Origin of the sequence: Enterobacter sp. 237C8, from assembly GCF_034106865.1 — a bacterium.
In the GTDB taxonomy this organism is placed as follows: Bacteria; Pseudomonadota; Gammaproteobacteria; order Enterobacterales; family Enterobacteriaceae; genus Enterobacter; species Enterobacter asburiae_B.
Genome location: NZ_JAWNDF010000001.1, coordinates 1,769,892 through 1,789,003, shown reverse-complemented (window position 1 = coordinate 1,789,003; position 19,112 = coordinate 1,769,892). Strand labels below are relative to the sequence as shown.

General features: G+C 57.3%; 19 protein-coding genes. All 19 read left to right on the top strand.

The features are described 5' to 3' along the window. The first annotated feature begins 12 nt into the window (after positions 1 to 12). The 19 genes from tssK (at position 13) to tssE (ending at position 19,110) form a co-directional block, all read left to right on the top strand. Positions 13 to 1,356, top strand: a complete 1,344-nt coding sequence (tssK, locus tag USF70_RS08660; protein ID WP_320735540.1) for a type VI secretion system baseplate subunit TssK — start codon at positions 13 to 15, stop codon at positions 1,354 to 1,356. 17 nt (positions 1,357 to 1,373) lie between these two features. Next, positions 1,374 to 2,612, top strand: coding sequence for a DotU family type VI secretion system protein (locus tag USF70_RS08655; RefSeq protein WP_033145801.1), 1,239 nt, complete (start codon positions 1,374 to 1,376; stop codon positions 2,610 to 2,612). Between the two features lie 2 nt (positions 2,613 to 2,614). Further along, entirely contained in the window at positions 2,615 to 6,235 is a 3,621-nt protein-coding gene (gene tssM, locus USF70_RS08650; protein WP_320735539.1) for a type VI secretion system membrane subunit TssM, read from the top strand. 16 nt (positions 6,236 to 6,251) lie between these two features. Beyond that, the gene (gene tagF, locus USF70_RS08645; protein WP_033145799.1) at positions 6,252 to 6,968 is read left to right on the top strand and encodes a type VI secretion system-associated protein TagF; all 717 of its coding nucleotides are present in this window, start codon (positions 6,252 to 6,254) and stop codon (positions 6,966 to 6,968) included. 11 nt (positions 6,969 to 6,979) lie between these two features. Next, complete coding sequence (gene tssA, locus USF70_RS08640) at positions 6,980 to 7,996, top strand: type VI secretion system protein TssA (protein ID WP_232937779.1); 1,017 nt, start codon at positions 6,980 to 6,982, stop codon at positions 7,994 to 7,996. A 75-nt stretch (positions 7,997 to 8,071) separates the two neighbouring features. After that, the gene (tssB, locus tag USF70_RS08635) at positions 8,072 to 8,596 is read left to right on the top strand and encodes a type VI secretion system contractile sheath small subunit (RefSeq protein ID WP_008502644.1); all 525 of its coding nucleotides are present in this window, start codon (positions 8,072 to 8,074) and stop codon (positions 8,594 to 8,596) included. Between the two features lie 3 nt (positions 8,597 to 8,599). Then, positions 8,600 to 10,099: a type VI secretion system contractile sheath large subunit gene (tssC, locus tag USF70_RS08630; RefSeq protein ID WP_014884232.1), complete on the top strand. Its 1,500-nt coding sequence runs from the start codon at positions 8,600 to 8,602 to the stop codon at positions 10,097 to 10,099. A gap of 367 nt (positions 10,100 to 10,466) precedes the next feature. Continuing rightward, on the top strand, positions 10,467 to 10,856 hold the full coding sequence (locus USF70_RS08625) for a T6SS amidase immunity protein Tai4 family protein (RefSeq protein WP_375372077.1): 390 nt from the start codon (positions 10,467 to 10,469) through the stop codon (positions 10,854 to 10,856). Positions 10,857 to 11,035: 179 nt separating this feature from the next. Continuing rightward, a complete protein-coding gene (locus USF70_RS08620; RefSeq protein ID WP_008502640.1) occupies positions 11,036 to 11,518 on the top strand; it encodes an Hcp family type VI secretion system effector in 483 nt (160 codons plus the stop codon). 57 nt (positions 11,519 to 11,575) lie between these two features. Next, on the top strand, positions 11,576 to 12,118 hold the full coding sequence (locus tag USF70_RS08615; RefSeq protein ID WP_021240381.1) for a hypothetical protein: 543 nt from the start codon (positions 11,576 to 11,578) through the stop codon (positions 12,116 to 12,118). Beyond that, complete coding sequence (locus tag USF70_RS08610; protein ID WP_064672688.1) at positions 12,109 to 12,516, top strand: putative T6SS immunity periplasmic lipoprotein; 408 nt, start codon at positions 12,109 to 12,111, stop codon at positions 12,514 to 12,516. The genes USF70_RS08615 and USF70_RS08610 overlap by 10 nt, the downstream gene beginning before the upstream one ends. A 111-nt stretch (positions 12,517 to 12,627) precedes the next feature. Next, a complete protein-coding gene (locus USF70_RS08605; RefSeq protein ID WP_064672687.1) occupies positions 12,628 to 12,981 on the top strand; it encodes a T6SS amidase immunity protein Tai4 family protein in 354 nt (117 codons plus the stop codon). Positions 12,982 to 13,169: 188 nt separating this feature from the next. After that, positions 13,170 to 13,568, top strand: a complete 399-nt coding sequence (locus USF70_RS08600; RefSeq protein WP_094934696.1) for a hypothetical protein — start codon at positions 13,170 to 13,172, stop codon at positions 13,566 to 13,568. A 97-nt stretch (positions 13,569 to 13,665) separates the two neighbouring features. Further along, a complete protein-coding gene (locus USF70_RS08595) occupies positions 13,666 to 14,073 on the top strand; it encodes a hypothetical protein (protein WP_232937783.1) in 408 nt (135 codons plus the stop codon). A gap of 86 nt (positions 14,074 to 14,159) precedes the next feature. Beyond that, entirely contained in the window at positions 14,160 to 15,923 is a 1,764-nt protein-coding gene (gene tagH, locus USF70_RS08590) for a type VI secretion system-associated FHA domain protein TagH (RefSeq protein ID WP_096151589.1), read from the top strand. Next, on the top strand, positions 15,920 to 16,717 hold the full coding sequence (locus USF70_RS08585; protein WP_014884226.1) for a PP2C family protein-serine/threonine phosphatase: 798 nt from the start codon (positions 15,920 to 15,922) through the stop codon (positions 16,715 to 16,717). The genes tagH and USF70_RS08585 overlap by 4 nt, the downstream gene beginning before the upstream one ends. Positions 16,718 to 16,733: 16 nt before the next feature. Beyond that, positions 16,734 to 17,732: a hypothetical protein gene (locus USF70_RS08580; RefSeq protein ID WP_033145791.1), complete on the top strand. Its 999-nt coding sequence runs from the start codon at positions 16,734 to 16,736 to the stop codon at positions 17,730 to 17,732. Positions 17,733 to 17,741: 9 nt separating this feature from the next. Next, the gene (locus USF70_RS08575; RefSeq protein ID WP_232937787.1) at positions 17,742 to 18,554 is read left to right on the top strand and encodes a type VI secretion system accessory protein TagJ; all 813 of its coding nucleotides are present in this window, start codon (positions 17,742 to 17,744) and stop codon (positions 18,552 to 18,554) included. Further along, the gene (tssE, locus tag USF70_RS08570; protein WP_033145789.1) at positions 18,547 to 19,110 is read left to right on the top strand and encodes a type VI secretion system baseplate subunit TssE; all 564 of its coding nucleotides are present in this window, start codon (positions 18,547 to 18,549) and stop codon (positions 19,108 to 19,110) included. Before USF70_RS08575 ends, tssE begins: the two co-directional genes overlap by 8 nt. The last annotated feature ends 2 nt before the right edge of the window (positions 19,111 to 19,112 follow it).

Genomic DNA, 19,112 nt, shown 5'->3' with positions numbered 1-19,112 from the left:
AAACACATCATCATGACGAAAGCAGAAAAGGTCGTCTGGACCGAAGGCATGTTCCTGCGTCCACACCATTTTCAGCGGACTGAAAGCTATCTGCTCAACCATGTTCGTGAATGGGGTGCGCTACAGCGATCGTATCTCTGGGGCTTTCTTGACGTTGAACTGGATGAAGCGATGCTTCGTCAGGGATGCATTGCCCTGAGCTACTGCAGTGGCTTGCTGCCGGACGGCACCTTTTTCCAGGTGCGTAACGGGCGCAACGGCCCTGCGCCGCTGAAAATTCCTGACAATCTCACCAACGAAAAGGTGGTGCTCGCGCTGCCGGTTCGTCGTGGCGAGAGAGAAGAGGTGATTTTTAGCGAAGAGCCGGCCTCGCTGGCGCGCTTCATCGCTTTCGAGCAAGAGGTGGAAGACGACAACGCCATGTCGGTGGGGGATGCCACCGTCCAGTTTGGCCGTCTGCGTCTGACCCTGATGCTGGAAAAAGACCTCACGGCAGAATGGACCGCCATCGGCGTGGCGTTTGTGACGGAGAAACGTAACGACAACCACGTGCGGCTCGATAACAGTTACATCCCGCCGATGCTCAACGCCAACAACAGCCCGCAGATCTACAGCATGATCAACGATCTGCACGGTCTGCTGGTCCAGCGCAGCCAGCAAATTGGCGGTCGTCTGCGCCAGCCTGGCCGCTTTAACACCTCCGAACTGATTGAGTTCACGCTGCTGTCGCTGGTTAACCGTCATCTGGGTGAGGTTTCTCATCTAAAAACCCTCCCGCTGCTGCATCCGGAAACGCTCTGGCGCAGCTGGCTGCCGTTTGCGACCGAGCTCGCCACCTGGACGTCGCAGCGTACCGCCGAAAGCGTGCTGCCGATTTACGATCATGACGATCTGGCTAACTGCTTCAGCAAACTGATGCTGATGCTGCGTCAGGGACTGTCGCTGGTGATGGAAGACCACGCGATCCAGCTGCCGCTTAACGAACGCTCCCACGGCCTGAACATCGCCACGGTGCCTGAAACCAGCATGGTGCGCGAGTTCGGCTTCGTGCTGGCGGTTAAAGCCAATGTGCCAGGCGAACACCTGCAAACCTATTTCCCGGCGCAGATGAAGGTCGCGCCGGTCTCGAAAATCCGCGATCTGGTTCAGCTTCAGCTGCCGGGCATTATGCTGCGCGCCATGCCGGTCGCGCCGCCGCAGATCCCGTGGCATGCCGGCTACAGCTACTTTGAACTGGAGAAGGGCAGCGAGCTGTGGCACGAGATGGATAAGTCCGGCGCATTCGCCCTGCATCTTGCAGGGGAGTTCCCGGGGCTGGATATGGAGTTTTGGGCCATCCGTAGCCCGACAGAATAATAAAGCGAGCGCTTAATATGCAGGAACGACAGGACACCGGCAGTGATGCCGCGTTTACCGGAGCCAGTAGCAACAATCAGCTGGTGGCGGCCGCCAATCCGCTGCTCAACGCGATTCCGCAGATCCGTCATTCGGTCTCCCATGACGATCAGGTGGCGTTACGCCAGCGTCTGATCGATGAGATTCGCCGTTTCGAAGTCCGCTGTCAGCAGGCGGGGCTGCCCTACGAAGTGATCGTGGGGGCACGTTACTGCCTGTGTACGGCGCTCGATGAGGCCGCCGCGCTCACCCCCTGGGGCAGCAGCGGCGTCTGGTCAAGCAACGGTCTGCTGGTGACCTTCCATAACGAAACCTGGGGCGGCGAGAAGTTCTTCCAGCTGCTGGCGCGCCTGTCGCAGAACCCGCGCGAGCATATCCTGCTGCTGGAGATGATCAACTACTGCCTGCTGCTGGGCTTCGAAGGACGCTATCGGGTGCTGGATAATGGCCGCACGCAGCTTGAAACCATCAAGCAGCGGCTGTGGCAGATGATCCGCGGCGTGCGCGGCAGCTATCCGCCGCCGCTTTCTCCCCATCCGGAAGATCGTCCGGTACTGCGCAAGCTCTGGCGGCCGATGGTTCCTCTGTGGGCCTGCGTGGCGCTGGCCGGGTTTATCGCCTGCCTGTTTTATATCGTGCTTAACTGGCGCCTTGGCGATAACACCAACCCGGTGCTGGCGAAGATTTACCAGTCCCAGCTGCCGGAAACCACTATTCAGCAGCCGGCCCGTCAGCTTCCGGCGGTGCTGAACCTGCGCGGCTTCCTGAAGCCTGAAATCGAGGCGGGCCTGGTCGCGGTGAAAGACGAAGCGGATCGCAGCGTCGTTATCCTGAAGGGCGACGGGCTGTTTGCCTCTGCCTCTACCGTCGTGCGTGACCGCTATGAACCGGTCATCAACCGCATTGCGCAGGCGATGAATAACGTCAGCGGCAAAATTCTGGTGGTGGGCTACAGCGACAACGTGCCGATCCGCAGCGCGCGCTTTGCCTCGAACTATGAACTCTCTCTGGAACGCGCCCGCTCGGTACAGAAAATGCTGCAGGGAAGCCTCTCTCAGCCTGGCCGCGTGAAAGCGGAAGGGCGGGGCGAGATTAACCCGGTGGCGCCGAACACGACGCCTGAAAACCGCGCCCGTAACCGCCGTGTGGAAATTACTCTGCTGGTGTCGCCTGAAAACACTCAGGCTGAGCTGAACGGATTGCCGCAAGGAAACTAAGGATGCTGACTACACTTCTTTCCATCTTGACCAACCGCATTCTGTGGAGCTTCCTCGGCGTAACGGCGCTTGCGGCGGTGATCTGGATGATTGGTCCCCTGTTGTCCATCGTGGACACCCGACCGCTCGAGTCTGAGCAGAACCGCATTATCAGCATTGCCGTGGTCTATCTGCTCTGGGCGCAGGGCCACATTCTGCCGCGCCTGTACAACGCCTGGCTGAACCGCAAGCTGATGGACAAGCTAAAAGAGAACACCGCCAGCCCGGAAGCGGCGGATCCGCAGAAGCGGCTGAACAGCGAGGAGCAGATCCTCGCCAGCCGCTTTGATGAAGCCGCGCAGATGCTGAAAAAAGCGCACTTCAGCAAAGCGGGCCAGGGCGCCCAGTGGACGCAGCGCTTCAGCACGCAATATCTCTATCAGCTGCCGTGGTACGTCATTATCGGCGCGCCGGGATCCGGTAAAACCACGGCGCTGGTTAACTCCGGGCTGCAGTTCCCGCTGGCCGATCGCTTCGGTAAGACCGCGCTGCGGGGCATTGGCGGCACGCGTAACTGCGACTGGTGGTTTACCAATGAAGCGGTGCTGCTGGACACGGCGGGCCGCTACACCACCCAGGAGAGCGAGCAGGTGCAGGACGCCGGCGAATGGCTGGAGTTCATGGGGTTACTGCGCAAGTATCGCCGCCGCCAGCCGATCAACGGCGTCATCATCACCATCAGCATTTCTGACCTGCTCACCCAGTCCGCCGAGGCGTCCCGCCAGCAGGCGGTGAACCTGCGCCAGCGTCTGTCCGAGCTGCATGAACAGCTGGGTATCCGCTTCCCGGTGTACGTGATGGTGACCAAGGCCGACCTGCTTAAAGGTTTCCGCGCCTGGTTTGCCGACTACGACAAAGCGCAGCGCGACCAGATCTGGGGCTTTACGCTGCCGTGGGAGCAAACCAAACACGCCGATTACGACCTGATGGGCAACTTCCAGCAGGAGTTTTCTCTGCTCCAGCAGCGCCTTGATGCCGGGCTGCCGGAAACCATGCTGAAAGAGCATGACGCGAAAACCCGCGCTGAAGCGTATCTCTTCCCGCAGGAGTTCGCCGCGCTGCGTCCGCTGCTGGCGGATTACCTGAGCACGGTCTTCGCCCGCTCCAACTTCGAAACCGAGTTCTCTCCGCGCGGGATCTACTTCGCCAGCGGGACGCAGGAAGGTATGCCGTTCGACCGCGTGATGGGCGAACTGAACCGCGCGCTGTCGCTGCCGGAAGGGGGAGAGGCGGATAACTGGGATTCGGTCAGCAAAGAAGCGCCTATCCCGGGGGCAAAAGGTCAGAGTTTCTTCATTAAGAACCTGCTGCAAAACGTCATCTTCCAGGAAGCCGGGATCGCGGGCGAAAACCGCTGGTGGGAGCTGCGCAACCGGGCGGTGATCTGGTCCGGCTACGCGGCGCTGCTGGCCCTGCTGGTCGTCCTCGGCGGTCTGTGGCTGACCAGCTATGCCAAAAACAAGGCCTATCTGGAAGAGGTGGATGCGAAGGTGCCGCTGCTGGACCAGCAGAGCAAAGCGCTGCAGAACCAGACCCAGCGTGACCTGTTCGATCTGCTGCCGCTGCTGAACGGTCTGGTGGACCTGCCGAAAAGCGACGCGTTTGATGTAAACGATCCGCCCGTCTCCCGCCGTATGGGGCTCTACCGCGGAGATGACGTCAGCGATGCCTCGCAGTCTCTGTACCAGAAAGCGCTGGATCAGATGCTGTTGCCTGCCGTCGCTATGCACATCACCACCTGGCTGCGCAACGACAACGGTAGCGATGTGGAATATAGCTATGAAGCGCTGAAAGCCTATCAGATGCTGTATCAGCCGAAGCACTACGACGGTAAATTCCTGCATTCGTGGGTGATGCTCAACCTGCAGCGAAATCTGCCGCAGAACGTCACGAAGGCGCAGCTGCAGCAGCTTGAATGGCACCTGACGCAGCTGCTGGAACCGAAAATCCAGGCCTCGCCGTACGCGCAGGATGAATCACTGGTGGCCCGCGAAAGAGCGATGATCGGCCAGCAGCCGCTCTCCACGCGCGTTTACGGTCGTCTCAAACGCCTGCTTGAACATGATGACAACCTCAAGCCGGTCTCCCTTTCCGATCTGGGCGGACCGCAGAGCGAGCTGGTGTTTTCACGCAAAAGCGGCAAGCCGGTGAGCGAAGGCGTGCCGGGTCTGTATACGCCGGACGGCTACTGGAAAAGCTTTAACGGCCAGATTGACAGCGTCACCACCGCCCTGCACGAGGACGACGCCTGGGTGCTGGGGGCCGCGACGGCGCAGGAAGATAAACAGCAGATCGATAACGCCGTGCGCCAGCTCTACATGCGCGATTTTATCGCGAACTGGGATCGCTTCCTCGCCGACATCCAGCTCAATAACAGCGCCGATCTTTCCCAGCGCATCAACACCGCGCGCCTGCTCTCCGGCGCAAACTCGCCGCTGCGCCGTCTGGTGCAGAACCTGAGCCAGGTCCTGACGCTGTCACGCAATGCGCCAGCGCCGGCAGATGCGGATAAAGCGCAGGCGCAGAGCAACCGCGCCACCCGCACGCTGGAAGCGCTGTTCAGCAACAATGACGCTGCGCCGACTCAGGCCGCCGTGGTTACCCAGGCGCCGGAACAGCTGGTCACCGACCACTACGCGCCGATGATTGAGCTGGCGCAGCCGCTGGAGAAGGGCGGGAAGACCATCGTGTTTGATGATTTTCTCAAGCAGGTGGATGAGCTCTACCGCTACCTGACCGCCGTCCAGGACGCGGCCAACAGCGGCATGCCGGCACCGGGCGGCGAGGCGATCAGCCGCCTGCAGGCCAGCGCCGGTCGCCTGCCGGGCGGGCTGCAAACCATGTTCAGCAATATGGCGGTGGGCGCCAGCAGCGATACCCAGCGCCGCGACCTCGAAAACGTGCGGAAGCGGATTAACGTTGAGGTGGGCGGATTCTGCCGTCAGGCGATCGCCGGCCGTTACCCGCTGGTGCGCAGCGCCAGCACCGAGGTCACCCCTGACGATCTCGCGCGCATGTTTGCGCCGGGAACCGGGCTGATGGACGCTTTCTTCCGCGACAATCTGACCAATAAAGTGGATACCACGCAGGCAAACTGGCGCTTTATGCCTGGCATCGACGGGAAAACGCTGCCGGGAAGCGAAGGGTTGCTGAGACCGTTCCAGCAGGCCCAGTCGATTCGCGACGCTTTCTTTGCTAATGGCGCCACGACGCCCTCCTTCAAGGTGACGGTTCGCACCGTGCGAATGGATAACTCCATTCTGAACCTGACGCTGGACGTCGACGGCCAGCTGCTGCGCTACAGCCACGGTCCGCAGGCCGTACAGATCATGAACTGGCCGGGGCCGGGCGGCACCAACCAGGTACGCATGCAGCTGGGGCTGGCGAACGGCAGCACGGCGACGCTGGTCACCAACGGTGCCTGGGCGCTCAACCGCTTCTTCGATAAAGCGAGCACCAGCCCGGGCGCGGGTAGCCTGAGCCGTCAGGCCACCTTCAACGTCGACGGACATCAGGTCACGCTGGAGTTTGCGCCAAACAGCATTCGTAACCCGTTCCAGCTTCCCCGTTTCTCATGCCCATAACCGCAAGGACAGCCGTATGACGAATACCCCTGCGATGAACCGCTACAGCTGGTATGGCAAATTACCCAGCGCCGGAGATTTTTTGCAGCGTCGCTTTCCTGACACTTTACAGCGCCAGTGGTCACACTGGTTCCAGGTCGGCCTGCTGGCCTGGCAGCAGGAAGAGCAGCGCAGCGGCGAGCGCCAGTTTAACAAAGCGCCAGTCTGGAATTTTGTGGTACCGCCCATGCTGGGCAGCCAGATGATCCAGATGGGCTGTCTGCTGCCCGGCCGCGACAGCGTTGGCCGACAGTATCCGGTTTGCCTGCAGCTGAGCTTCGCCCCGTCAGAGTGGTCGACCAGCCTGCTCAGCCAGGCCGAAAGCTGGTACCAGCAGATTGGGCGCCTGGGGCTGCACGCGGTGCGCAACAGTTTTTCCGCCTCACAGCTGGATGAGATGCTGATGACCATTCCGGCGCCGCAGCCCGTCGAGCCGCAAAAGCGTTCCGACATCCTTGATGTGATTGGCTATGACGAGGACGGCCAGAGCACGCTGGGCTGGCCTCAGGCGGCCGAGTGTTTTGATCCGCTGCGCCAGACCAGCTACTGGTGGACCAACCGCTGCGACGGCTACCCGCTGTACACCCACGTGCACAGCGGTAACTTTACCGGGCAGCTTTTCACCCTGCTGTTCGACCCGGCAGGGGGCGCCCGTCCGGGGCGTCACGGTCTCTATCCGCCCATGTTTGAATAAGCAGGGATCTCATGAATATCGAAGAATTTCTCGCGCCAATCAGTCCCGAAAAACCCTGCGGGGAAAACCTGGAGTACGACGCCGACTTCCAGATCATGAATCAGGCAAGTCTTGGGAAAGCGGAACAGCAGTTTGGCGACACCATTATCCCGGCAGAGCCAGCTGACTGGAACACGGTGGAAAAATACGCCACCAGCCTGCTGACCCGCACCAAAGATCTTCGCGTACTGCTGGCGTTAACCCATGCCTGGACGCGCCGCCGCGGGCTGGCGGGCTACGCGGACGGATTATTGCTGGTGCAGGAGGCGATCGCCCGTTACTGGGAGACGCTCTATCCGCTGCTGGAAGAGTATGGCGAAACCGATCCGTTCTATCGCATTAACGCCCTGGCAGGGCTGAGCGATAAATCCGACCTCACCGTCGCCGTGCGAAACGCCTCGCTTCTGCGTTCAAACGGCGATGAAATTTCGCTCCGGGATGCCCAGGCCCTGCTGGACGGCAGCAAGACGGAATGCCCGGACTATCCCGGCGGCCGTCCACGGCTGATTGACGAGCTGGCCCGCGGCGACCAGCCCGGCACCGCCGCGGTTATCGTCATTAACGAACGTCTGCTGGCGATTCGCGAGCTTCTCACCGGGAATCTCGGTGAAAGCGGCGTGCCCGAGATGGAACAGCTGCTGAAAACCGTCGGACTGGTCGCCAGCGCGTGTCAGGTAACCGACATCAGCAAGCTGCTGCCGAACCGTGAGGCGCAGGCAGAACCCCAGGCCGAGCAGCAGTCGACGGCAGCGCAGCCCGTTCAGCCGGTCACCGACTGGCGCAGCGTGCAGATCACCAGCCGCGCCGACGCGCAGCTGATGCTGGAAAAAGCGAAGCAGTATTTTGCGCAGTACGAACCGAGCCACCCCGCACCGCTGATGATTGAACGGGTGCAGCGGCTGTCAGAACTTAACTTTATGGACATTATTCGCGACCTGGCGCCAGACGGCGTTAACCAACTTGAAAACATCTTTGGGCGCCGCGAATAACGCGTCCAGGCATTATGACGACAGGCATGGAGCCTGCCGTTTCACCTTCACCGCGCATCTTTGATGGAGAACATCATGGCAATGAGTAACAGTGGGCAGAAATTCATCGCACGTAACCGTGCCCCCCGCGTGCAGATCGAGTATGACGTAGAGATCTACGGTGCAGAACGTAAGATTCAGCTGCCGTTTGTGATGGGCGTCATGGCCGATCTGGTCGGCAAACCGGTTGAAAATCTGCCGGCCGTCGACGAGCGTAAATTCCTCGAAATCGACATCGACAACTTTGACGAACGCATGAAGGCGCTGAAGCCGCGCGTGGCGTTCCAGGTGGATAACACCCTGACCGGCGAAGGCAAGCTCAACGTGGATCTGACCTTCGACAGCATGGACGACTTCCTGCCGGATGCGGTGGCCCGCAAGGTCGAGCCGCTGAACAAGCTGCTGGAAGCGCGTACCCAGCTCTCCAACCTGCTGACCTATATGGACGGCAAAAACGGTGCGGAAGAGCTGATCGCTAAAATTCTGCAGGATCCGACGCTGCTCAAATCCCTGAGCCAGTTGCCGAAAAATGACGAAAGCGCGAAAGGTAGCGAGGAATAATCGATGAGCAACCAGACTCAACAACACGAGCAGCAGGCGGGTCAGGCGTTCAGCCAGGATGAATTCAGCGCGCTGCTGAACAAAGAGTTCCGCCCGAAAACCGATCAGGCCCGTTCAGCCGTCGAAAGCGCGGTCAAAACGCTGGCGCAGCAGGCGCTGGAAAATACCGTCACTTTCTCCAACGACACCTACCGCACCATTCAGAACCTGATCGCCGGTATCGACGAGCAGCTGTCGCAGCAGGTAAACCAGATCATTCACCACGAAGAGTTTCAGAAGCTGGAGAGCGCCTGGCGCGGTCTGAGCTACCTGGTGAACAACACTGAAACTGACGAGATGCTGAAGATCCGCTTTATGAGCATCTCCAAGCAGGAGCTGGGCCGCACCCTGAAGCGCTTCAAGGGCGTGGGCTGGGACCAGAGCCCGATCTTCAAGAAAATCTACGAGCAGGAGTACGGTCAGTTCGGCGGCGAGCCGTTTGGCTGCATCGTGGGCGACTACTACTTCGACCATAGCCCGCAGGACGTTGAGCTGCTGGGCGAAATGGCGCGCATCGGCTCTGCGGCGCACTGTCCGTTTATCACCGGTACCGCGCCGGGCGTGATGCAGATGGAGTCCTGGCAGGAGCTGGCTAATCCGCGCGACCTGACCAAGATCTTCCAGAACACCGAATACGCGGCCTGGCGTTCGCTGCGTGAATCCGAAGATGCCCGCTATCTGGGCCTGGTGATGCCGCGCTTCCTGTCGCGCCTGCCGTACGGCATTCGCACCAACCCGGTCGACAGCTTTGACTTTGAAGAGCAGACCGACGGCGCGAACCACAACAGCTACTCCTGGGCGAACGCCGCGTATGCGATGGCCGCCAACATCAACCGCTCCTTCAAAGAGTACGGCTGGTGCACCTCGATTCGCGGCGTGGAGTCCGGCGGGGCGGTGGAAAACCTGCCGTGCCACACCTTCCCGAGCGATGACGGCGGCGTGGACATGAAGTGCCCGACCGAAATCGCCATCAGCGATCGTCGTGAAGCTGAGCTGGCGAAAAACGGCTTTATGCCGCTGGTTCACCGCAAAAACTCCGACTTTGCCGCCTTCATCGGCGCGCAGTCGCTGCAGAAACCGGCCGAGTACCACGACCCGGATGCCACCGCCAACGCGCGTCTGGCCTCTCGTCTGCCGTACCTGTTCGCCTGCTGCCGCTTTGCGCACTACCTGAAGTGCATCGTGCGCGACAAAATCGGCTCCTTCCGCGAGCGCGAAGAGATGGAGCGCTGGCTGAACGACTGGGTCATGAACTACGTCGACGGTGACCCGGCGAACTCCTCTCAGGAGACCAAGTCCCGTAAACCGCTGGCGGCTGCGGAAGTGCAGGTGCAGGAGATTGAAGACAACCCGGGCTACTACGCCGCGAAGTTCTTCCTGCGTCCACACTACCAGCTGGAAGGTCTGACCGTTTCCCTGCGTCTGGTATCTAAACTGCCGTCGCTGAAGACGAAAGATGCGTGATGAGTGTAGCCGGCCCATTGGGCCGGCTACTTTTCGGTCAATACGAGATAGCTAATGAATTAGACAGTGAAAGCGTTGATACGAAAATTCATCAGCTATTTAGCCATTTATACGTTGCTAATAATTTCATTCATGTTGTTTGTGACGGTATCCGGCTACTATCTGTTTATCTTTGACTGGCCGGCAGAAGTCCCGCGAATCGCAATGCATGGATTTTTATGCACTGGACTTAATGCATTAGCGATAGGGATATACGTTGTCGCAGAAAAATGGAAAGAGAAAAGTTAGTATTTTACGCGGACTGATGCGCTGTGGGTCTTATGGCAAAGGATATAAGGTGAAACGTTTATGTTTTTTCCTCGTATTTATGACTTTTTATGTGTATTCCGGAAATAACTATCCTGATTTTTATCAGCAGCAAACATACCGGCAGGTTTTAAAAGATTTTGTTCTGGCGCGCTGCCTGGCGCAGGTAGCAGATAAAGGCAGCCAGTTTTCTGCTGATGCTGCCCGCAGTGCGAGTGCATTCATTGAGTGGATTCCTTTTGATGCTGAAAATGGCACTGAGAAAATGGATGCGCTCATTGGAAAATACAAAGATCACATTAACGGCTTTCATGCCGAACGAAAGCCCGATGTAAAAGGCGTTACGTTAAATTGCCTGCGTCTTTATCATAGTGACGAACTTAACAAGCTGGTACCTCAATTAATTATCGGAAATCCTGATCGCACTTGGATTGAGGATAACCCGCAGTAGTAAAGACTTCACATTCTTTCCGTTCATTCAGGGGGAATGTAAGACTGTCAAATGACACGGGTCATTTGATATGAGGCAGAGGTAAAATATGGACGGTTTTATTCAGCCCCATGCTTTCCTGTTTGCCATATAAGTGCTTTTTCGAAAGCAATATTGTTCATCCACGAAGAGTAGATATTATGGCTATTGATATGTTTCTGAAGGTCGAGGGTGTTACGGGCGAATCTAAAGATTCTAACCACACCGGCTGGACTGATATTACCTCCTTCTCCTGGGGCGCTTCCCAGCCAGGTAATATGAGCGTTGGCGGTGGCGGCGGTGCCGGTAAAGTTAACTTCAACGACCTGCACGTTAACGCGCTGATCGACAAATCCACCACCGCTATCCTGAAACACTGCGCCAGCGGCAAACACCTGACCAAAGTTGAGCTGTCCGTCTGTAAAGCCGGCGGCCAGCAGGTGGAATACTCCCGCATCACGCTGGAAGATGTGCTGGTCACCTCTGTTCAGTACACCGGTGCTGACAACGGCGATACCGTTGGTGTGACCTATGCATTCCAGGCTGCGAAAGTGAAACAGCAGTACTGGGAGCAGACCACGTCTGGTGGTAAAGGTGCTGAAAGCAGCGCTGGCTGGAACATCAAAGAAAACAAAGAAGCGTAATTGCGTATTTGGCCGGGGAGTTTTCCCCGGTCATTATCAACCGGGAAGGAAGATAGCATGGCAAGTTTGCAGGAAGGAGGCGCCCGTCCTCTCACCATTGGCGAAATAGCACTGGCTCGCTCGGTTTTTGGTGACGCAATAAAGTACTCAGAAGTTAAAGTCCATAATAAAAGCTATTTGCCGTTTAATATGCAGTCGACAGATGTCGCAATGACTCCCAATGGTGAGCTCTATTTTCGCGAGCCGCATTATCGGGATGACTTCTCGATAGAGGTTCCGCGATATAAACACTGGTTTATTCACGAAATGGTGCATGTATTGCAGCATCAGATTGGAATGAATGTTCGAACCCGAGGCGCATTCAGTTGGGCAGCAAGTTATAATTATTCTCTGCCCCCCGATAAAAAATTATCGGACTTTGGTATGGAGCAGCAGGCTTCTATCATTTCAGATTTTTATTATTTGATAAATTACGGTCTGGGTGATTTCCGAAACATTGCAGGTTTTGAGGGAATTATCGGACCCGACCTGAAGGATAAATATCTGCAGGTATTATCGTTGTTTATTCAAAATCCTAAAGACCGGCGGGTATGGTTATGAAACAGTTACTCAGTGTTGTAGCAATCGCATTAACGGTGAGTGCCTGTGTATCTCATCCTGCACAATATAAGTCGCTTTCGGTTACGCTAAAGGACAACGAACCCTGCTTTGCTATTCCCGCTAACTCCGGGTTAGACGCGCCTGTCACCAGCCATTCGCCCACCATAATGAAACGCGCGGGAAATGAATGGAAAGCGGTATCGCCGCCGTCAACGTTTAGCCCTGAGGTGACGTTAACGACCCAACAGTGTCACCAGTGGAAGGGGATTGCGTGGCAAGCCGGAGAATATGATGTTGCTCTGAAAGTGTCAGGGAAAAACGATTCTATTCGCTATGCTGCCCGTTTCACCTTACAAGAAGGTCCTTCAGGCCAGTTTAAGCTTACGCAGACCGAATAGAATGAGTTAACCCCAAACGCCGCGGCTCACGCCCGGGCGGATGCCGATATTATCGGCATTGATGACTACTGTTTACCGGGCACCTACCAACGCAACGTTCTGGAGCATGAAATGAAACGTTTACTGCTGCTCGCGTTGGCTTTAAATGCCTCTGCTGTTTATGCCCAAACGCTGCCTGATATCAGCGCTTTTTCTCAGCAACAAATCTTTGAAAACTGGGTGCAAAACCGGTGTATCGGTAAGATTGCGGACAGCAAAGCCCTGAAAGCTGATGCCGAGGCTAGTGCCGCCGCATGGCTCGAAGCTAGCAATTTGCCTGCTGAAAATTTTGAAAAAGCAGACAAGGTGATTGCTTCTCTACTGAAAGAGAAAGTGGGTGGCACTCAGCCGGGGCATTATCAGGTTTTGAAGTGCAGCTTAATCGCCAATAGCGATGCGATTCGTCCGCTGAATGCCCTAAAATAGCATTTCACCCTTTATTTATGCGTTAGACATAAGGAGTTTTCCATGGCAAATCAGTCAAACGTTGCTCCGGGTTACTGTGTGGTACAGCAACCGGGTACGCTGGATTTCAAGGCAAGACAACTGTTTGGTAATTCACGTGAGGATTTGTAGGAGAACAAATGATAATTTAATATTTAGCGGAGAATAGCGTGATTATTGATAACATGTACTCTGCTTTTATTATCTGTGTTTTTGCCATTTTTATAATCCTTATGCTAACGTTCTATGTTGATTACCGGAAACATTCCGGTCAGGTTGATAAAATCTATGAGTTGCTAATTCAAAAGAATTTTCTCAAGGAAGAGGATTATCAAACTTGGAAAAATCTTGGTTTTTGGGGGTTTGGTTTTCGCACTACAATTTTATCAAGGCTTGTGAAGGGCAAGCGTATAAAGTTGACGGAATCACGTTGGCTTGAGCCTCAATCTTGCAACAATGTTTTATCTGGCTTCGAATTATCTTGGATTAATTCATATAACAGAAAAGTTAAAGTTGCCACGGCTTTGTTTGTACTGCTTTTAATACTTGCGGGCGTTAATGAAATTTAATTATACATTGAAGATTTAAATATTTTTTTGGGCTAGTGCTCGCGCTGACGCTCCGGATATATGTAATATTATCTGCCTGGTGCTAGTTAAGGTAAATATGGATGACTTGTTTTTGTTTTTTGTTGTAGTTTTGTTAATGGTTGTTGTAATGATGGATTTGTTCAGTTCTCGTTATTTCAAAAAACACGAGGCTGATTATAATCGGTTACTTTCAGACTATCGGCGCAAGGGATATGATCTGGATCTTGTAACCAACTATGCTTCTTTTTTTGGTTCGCTGGCCAATTATCAAAAAATAATCTGGTTTGTTCGCCTTTATAAAGGCGTTGAAATGAAATTCTCGCGTGAAAGGCTTGTTCAGGAAGATGCTTATAAATATGTACAGTCGTTACCTGAAGAAAGAATTGGTTGGATGCTAAAATTACATCGCCGTTATAAGTTACAGGCGTTAATATTCACTCTATGGCTCATTGTTGGATTATATTTTATCACCTTCATTAAATAGTTTTGATATTCAATTTCTCAAACGCCGCCGTTCTCGCCCCGAGAGCGGCAGCGTTTGAGCGCTAATCATACCAGCAGGAATACGCCATGCGATTCACGATTATTTCTACGAAACCCGGTCATCAGCCGCCGCAAAGCAGCTGTGATTTTTACGCCCCGGGCGGCACCATTGGGCGCGGTACGGATAACAATCTGGTGTTGCCGGACAATGACCGCACCATCTCTCGTCTGCAGGCCATTGTTCACGTTGACGCTCAGGGCGAATGCCGCGTGACCAACCGTGGCAGCGTCACCCGCGTGGTATTAAATGACATTCCGCTGGAGCGAGGGCGTCAGGTTGAGCTGCAGGATGGCGACATTCTCGGTATTGATGACTACCGTATCGAAGTGACCGAACTGATCCACGATACGCAACCCGTAAGCCGTATGGCGGCCAGTATGCATCAGCAGGCGCGTCCGGCAGCCGCACCCGCGCCCGCTGCGCAACCGAAGCCGGCGAGTGCCGCACCGCGCGGGAAGGCCGAGCCAACCGCCGTGCCAACGGAGATCTGGGATAGCCTGATGCAGGAGTTCTCCATCTCCGACAGCATCTCCAGCAACCGTACAAAACCGCAGCCTGCTGCATCGCACGATCCGTTCTCCCAGCCTGCGGCCCCGGAGCGTAACGCGGAAGATCCGCTGGCGATGTTTAACGACAGCGATCCAAAGCTCGAGCGTAAGAATGTCGACCCGGACACGCTGTTCAGCGACGAAGCGTTGTTCAAAAAAGAGAGTATTTTTGACGACGTCACCCCGTCAACGCTGGTGCCGCCGGGCGAGAATAGCCCCGTGAAGCCAGAAGACGAGGCGACGGATGAGCTCGATCCGCTGGCCCTGTTTGGCGGTAAGGCCAGCGCGCCAGCCGCGCGTAATGACGACCCGCTCGGACTGATGGGCGGCGCGCCATTGACCCATCCGGATGACATTATTGCCGAAAAGCCTGCGCCAGTGCCGGAACCCGAGCAGGAAGAGGACGTGCTGGCCGATTCTCCGCTGTTCGCCCCTGAGCCGCAGGAAGAACCGCGTGCTGAAGAAGAGCCCGCGCGGCCGGATTACGCAGGCTTCACCATGCCTACGCCACAGGCCGTGGCGCGCAGCAGCGCTCAGGCACCGAAGGGCCGCCTGCGCATTGACCCGGTCAATAACGCTGCCGCCCCAACCGCCACGGCAAACAGCGGTGAGAAGGGCGAAGTGCTGCAGGGCGAGCTGCTGGAGGCTCTGCTGGAGGGGATGGGGCTGAGCGAAATGCAGCCCGTCCCCCAGTTTGACCGGGAAAATATGCGTCAGCTCGGGCAGATCCTCGGCATGTTCTCTCAGGGGACCGTGGCGCTGCTCTCCTCGCGCTCCATCCTCAAGCGTGGCGTGAAGGCCGATATGACCATGGTGCTGGACGATGCCAACAACCCGTTCAAGCTGTTGCCGACCGGCAAAACCGTGCTGATCCAGATGTTCGGCACCCCGATGCCGGGCTTTATGCCGCCGACCAAATCCGTGCGCGACGCGCTGATCGACCTGCAGGCGCACCAGCTGGGCATGATCTCCGGTATCCGCGCCATCATTGCCGCGATGCTGCAGTCCTTTAACCCGGAACAGCTGGAAGAGCAGGCGAAGCAGAACGGGATGACCTCGCGTCTGGCGCTGCCGGGCAGCCGCAAAGCCGCCCTGTGGGACTATTTTGTGCGCAGCTATGGCGAAACGGCTGGCGAGATTGAGGATGATTTCCACACCCTGTTCGGCGAGGCCTTCCTTCATGCGTACGACATGGAGGTGAATCAGTACAAAGACTCACAGAGCGGATCGGAAGACAAATGAATATCGCAACGGCTTCTCTCTCCCGCCAGGGGACGCGCGCCAGCAACCAGGATCAGACGGGAGAAACCATAGGGGAACGTTCAGCCTGCTTTGTCGTCTGCGACGGCATCGCGGGCCTGCCGGGCGGTGAGGTGGCTGCAGAGCTGGCCCGCAACAGCATTATCTCCCGCTTCGATGGCGACAAACATCTTAATGCGCAGCATATCCGCGACTACGTGCAGACGGCTAACCGCACCATCCTCAGCGAACAGCAGGCCGTTCAGGACTATCGCCGGATGGGCACGACGCTGGTCAGCCTGTTCATTGACCGTGATTACGGCCTGGCCTACTGGGCGCACGCCGGAGACAGCCGCCTGTACCTGTTTCGCCGGGGATGGCTGTGGCATGTGACCACCGACCACAGCCTGGTGCAGCAGATGAAAGACGCCGGGCACCAGACCGACAACCTGAACAGCAACCTGCTCTATCTGGCGCTGGGAATTGAAAACGGCGGGCCGGAAGCGAGCTACAGCGACGTGGTGCAGGTTGAAGACGGCGATGCATTCTTACTCTGCACCGACGGGTTCTGGCACGGCGTTAGCGAAGAGCAAATGAAGCAGTCGCTGCATATGGTCAATACGCCGCAGGAGTGGCTGACCTTAATGAACCAAATCATTCAAAAGAATGGCGAACAGGAGGGGAATGCTCAGGATAACTATACTGCCCTGGCGGTATGGATGGGCAACCCTCAGGACACCACTTTGCTGCACACCCTCTCTGACGCAGCGCAATTTCTTCCCTGCGGAACTGATTAGACACACAAGGAACGATATGAAACTTTGGCTATCGGGTTTGGCACTTCTGGCGGTCACCTCCACCGCGCAGGCTGAGAATTTCCGCATCGTGCAGTCTCCTGCGCAGAAGCTGGATATCTGGATCGACAACATTAAAGACAACACGCCGCAGAGCTGGTGTAAGCCTGAGGTGGCGCTGCGTATTGTGGCGAACGGCAAGAAAGACGTCTCCGTGCTGGAGAACTTTGTGCCGCGTCTTGGCTCCCTGCTGGAACACCAGTGCAGCAAAGTGAATAAGCTTAGCTGGACGCTAAACGATCCGGCGGGTACCACGCTGGCGCAGGGTACGGCAGGCAAAGCGCAGGACTGGGCGCTGGTGGTGAAACAGGACCAGGCCGCGCCTGCTGCGACCGTCACCGCAACCCCAACCAGCGGCGCGCTGCTGCCGCCGGACCAGAACGTGGCTTCCCGCACCGTCGCGGCTGACCGCACGCCGTGGCAGGAATTCACCCTGCAGGACGGCTGCCACCTGCGCACCTTCTGGGAAGGTGGCGCTTCCGCTCCGGCGCTCTTTATTCCGGATTCTGACACCACCCGCTGCGGTAACGGCAGCTGGCTGAGTGGTCACACCGTGGTTTCGCAGTCCCGCAACGGCGGACAGAAAGAGATGGCGGTGACCTACATCCACGGCTTCCCGGTGACGGGTCTGAATCAAAGCGCCGATCCTGAAAACGCGCTGATCACCTCCGTCAACAAAGAGCGCATGGTGTTCAGCACCCCAAACAGCGACCAGAGCTGGATGATCCTGCCTTACGATAGCGCCCTGAACAGCTGGAAAAGCAACGGCACCGTAGCGGTGGAGATTTCCCGTGAAATCGCCAGCGATGATGCAAAACTGCAGGCGCGTATTGCGGCGGTGAAAAAAACCTGGAGCGCCTGGGTCGCACCCGGCACTCCGCTGAATATCGTCCTGATTGACACCCTGCGTCCTCAGCTGCGCGACCCGGCCGTTGGCGCATGGCGCGCGGCGAATTAAGGAATGGCTATGAATACGCTCTATCAACACCTGGCGGGCGAGTCGCTCAGCGATGCGCTGGCGCGCCTTGAAGCTGAAATCAAAGCCCGTCCGGCGGATGCCGATCTCCGCGCCGCGTTCGTGCAGTTTTTAACCCTCAGCGGCAACTGGACGCGCGCGCTGACCCAGCTGAAAAGCTGGCTGGCGCTGAAGCCTCAGGCGAAGCCCACCGTCACGCTGCTGGAGCAATCCATTCAGGGCGAGCTGCAGCGCGCGCAGGTGATGGCGGGACAGGCGCGTCCGGCTATGCCTGAAACCCAGTGGCCGTGGCTGACGACCCTGGCCGCGGCGCTGAGCGAGGAGGGCGAGCGCGCCCGGGCGCTGCGTCTTGACGGCCTCGATCGGGCTGAAGCCATCCCCGGCCAGATTATCCTCGAAAACGAGGAGACGCAGGCGTTTGACTGGCTGATGGACGGCGATGCCCGTCTCGGCCCGGTCTGCGAAACCATCGTGAACGGCCGTTATTTCTGGCTGCCGTTCAGCGCCATCGCGGAGATCCGTTTCCAGGCGCCCGCCAGCGTGACCGATCTGGTCTGGCGTCACGCGCTGGTGCGCCTGACCGACGGTACGGAGCAGGTGTGTCAGATCCCGGCGCGTTACCCGTTTGCTGCCGATGCCACTGATGCGGTCAGGCTGGGCCGCACCACCGAATGGCAGCCGCTCGACGAAGACGGCACTCTTTACGAAGGCAGGGGCCAGAAGGCCTGGCTGAGCGAGCAAAGCGAATACCCGCTGCTGTCCTTAAGCCTCGTGACGTTTGCGACGGATGGAGCCGATGAGTAATCCCGCTGGCGAAGGCGATCTGCTGCGCAGCGGCTGGCAAGCCCGCAGCAAGCAGGAGAAGGTGGGGGCGCGCGACAAAATGCAGCCCTCGCTGCTGGATCGTCTCACCGATAATGAGCCGGAAAAAAAGCGCGAGTCGGCCAACAGCAATCTGATCACCCACGCCGCCCTGCGCCGCAACGTCCTGCGCGATCTGCAGTGGCTGTTTAACACCATCAACCACGATGCCTCCGGCGATTTGAGCGCCTTGCCGCACGTGAAGCGCTCGGTGGTCAACTTCGGCGTCGCGCCGCTGGCCGGGAAAAGAATGTCGGATATCGAATGGCACGACATTCAGCGCAAGCTCACCGAGGCCATCATCAATTTTGAGCCGCGCATTTTACCGCAGGGGCTGCAGGTCCGCTGCGTGTCGGATACCTCCTCGCTGGATCTGCACAACGTGCTCTCCATCGAGATCAAAGGGCGTTTATGGTGTGTGCCGTACCCGCTGGAGTTTCTGTTTCGTACCGATGTCGATCTGGAAAACGGCCATTTTGAACTGAAAGATGCGGGGTAATC

What these genes read in the sequence shown, in the direction of transcription:
- tssK (WP_320735540.1), top strand. Translation starts at nt 13, where the DNA reads ATGACGAAAGCAGAAAAGGTCGTCTGGACCGAAGGCATGTTCCTGCGT.
- USF70_RS08655 (WP_033145801.1), top strand. Translation starts at nt 1,374, where the DNA reads ATGCAGGAACGACAGGACACCGGCAGTGATGCCGCGTTTACCGGAGCC.
- tssM (WP_320735539.1), top strand. Translation starts at nt 2,615, where the DNA reads ATGCTGACTACACTTCTTTCCATCTTGACCAACCGCATTCTGTGGAGC.
- tagF (WP_033145799.1), top strand. Translation starts at nt 6,252, where the DNA reads ATGACGAATACCCCTGCGATGAACCGCTACAGCTGGTATGGCAAATTA.
- tssA (WP_232937779.1), top strand. Translation starts at nt 6,980, where the DNA reads ATGAATATCGAAGAATTTCTCGCGCCAATCAGTCCCGAAAAACCCTGC.
- tssB (WP_008502644.1), top strand. Translation starts at nt 8,072, where the DNA reads ATGGCAATGAGTAACAGTGGGCAGAAATTCATCGCACGTAACCGTGCC.
- tssC (WP_014884232.1), top strand. Translation starts at nt 8,600, where the DNA reads ATGAGCAACCAGACTCAACAACACGAGCAGCAGGCGGGTCAGGCGTTC.
- USF70_RS08625 (WP_375372077.1), top strand. Translation starts at nt 10,467, where the DNA reads ATGACTTTTTATGTGTATTCCGGAAATAACTATCCTGATTTTTATCAG.
- USF70_RS08620 (WP_008502640.1), top strand. Translation starts at nt 11,036, where the DNA reads ATGGCTATTGATATGTTTCTGAAGGTCGAGGGTGTTACGGGCGAATCT.
- USF70_RS08615 (WP_021240381.1), top strand. Translation starts at nt 11,576, where the DNA reads ATGGCAAGTTTGCAGGAAGGAGGCGCCCGTCCTCTCACCATTGGCGAA.
- USF70_RS08610 (WP_064672688.1), top strand. Translation starts at nt 12,109, where the DNA reads ATGGTTATGAAACAGTTACTCAGTGTTGTAGCAATCGCATTAACGGTG.
- USF70_RS08605 (WP_064672687.1), top strand. Translation starts at nt 12,628, where the DNA reads ATGAAACGTTTACTGCTGCTCGCGTTGGCTTTAAATGCCTCTGCTGTT.
- USF70_RS08595 (WP_232937783.1), top strand. Translation starts at nt 13,666, where the DNA reads ATGGATGACTTGTTTTTGTTTTTTGTTGTAGTTTTGTTAATGGTTGTT.
- tagH (WP_096151589.1), top strand. Translation starts at nt 14,160, where the DNA reads ATGCGATTCACGATTATTTCTACGAAACCCGGTCATCAGCCGCCGCAA.
- USF70_RS08585 (WP_014884226.1), top strand. Translation starts at nt 15,920, where the DNA reads ATGAATATCGCAACGGCTTCTCTCTCCCGCCAGGGGACGCGCGCCAGC.
- USF70_RS08580 (WP_033145791.1), top strand. Translation starts at nt 16,734, where the DNA reads ATGAAACTTTGGCTATCGGGTTTGGCACTTCTGGCGGTCACCTCCACC.
- USF70_RS08575 (WP_232937787.1), top strand. Translation starts at nt 17,742, where the DNA reads ATGAATACGCTCTATCAACACCTGGCGGGCGAGTCGCTCAGCGATGCG.
- tssE (WP_033145789.1), top strand. Translation starts at nt 18,547, where the DNA reads ATGAGTAATCCCGCTGGCGAAGGCGATCTGCTGCGCAGCGGCTGGCAA.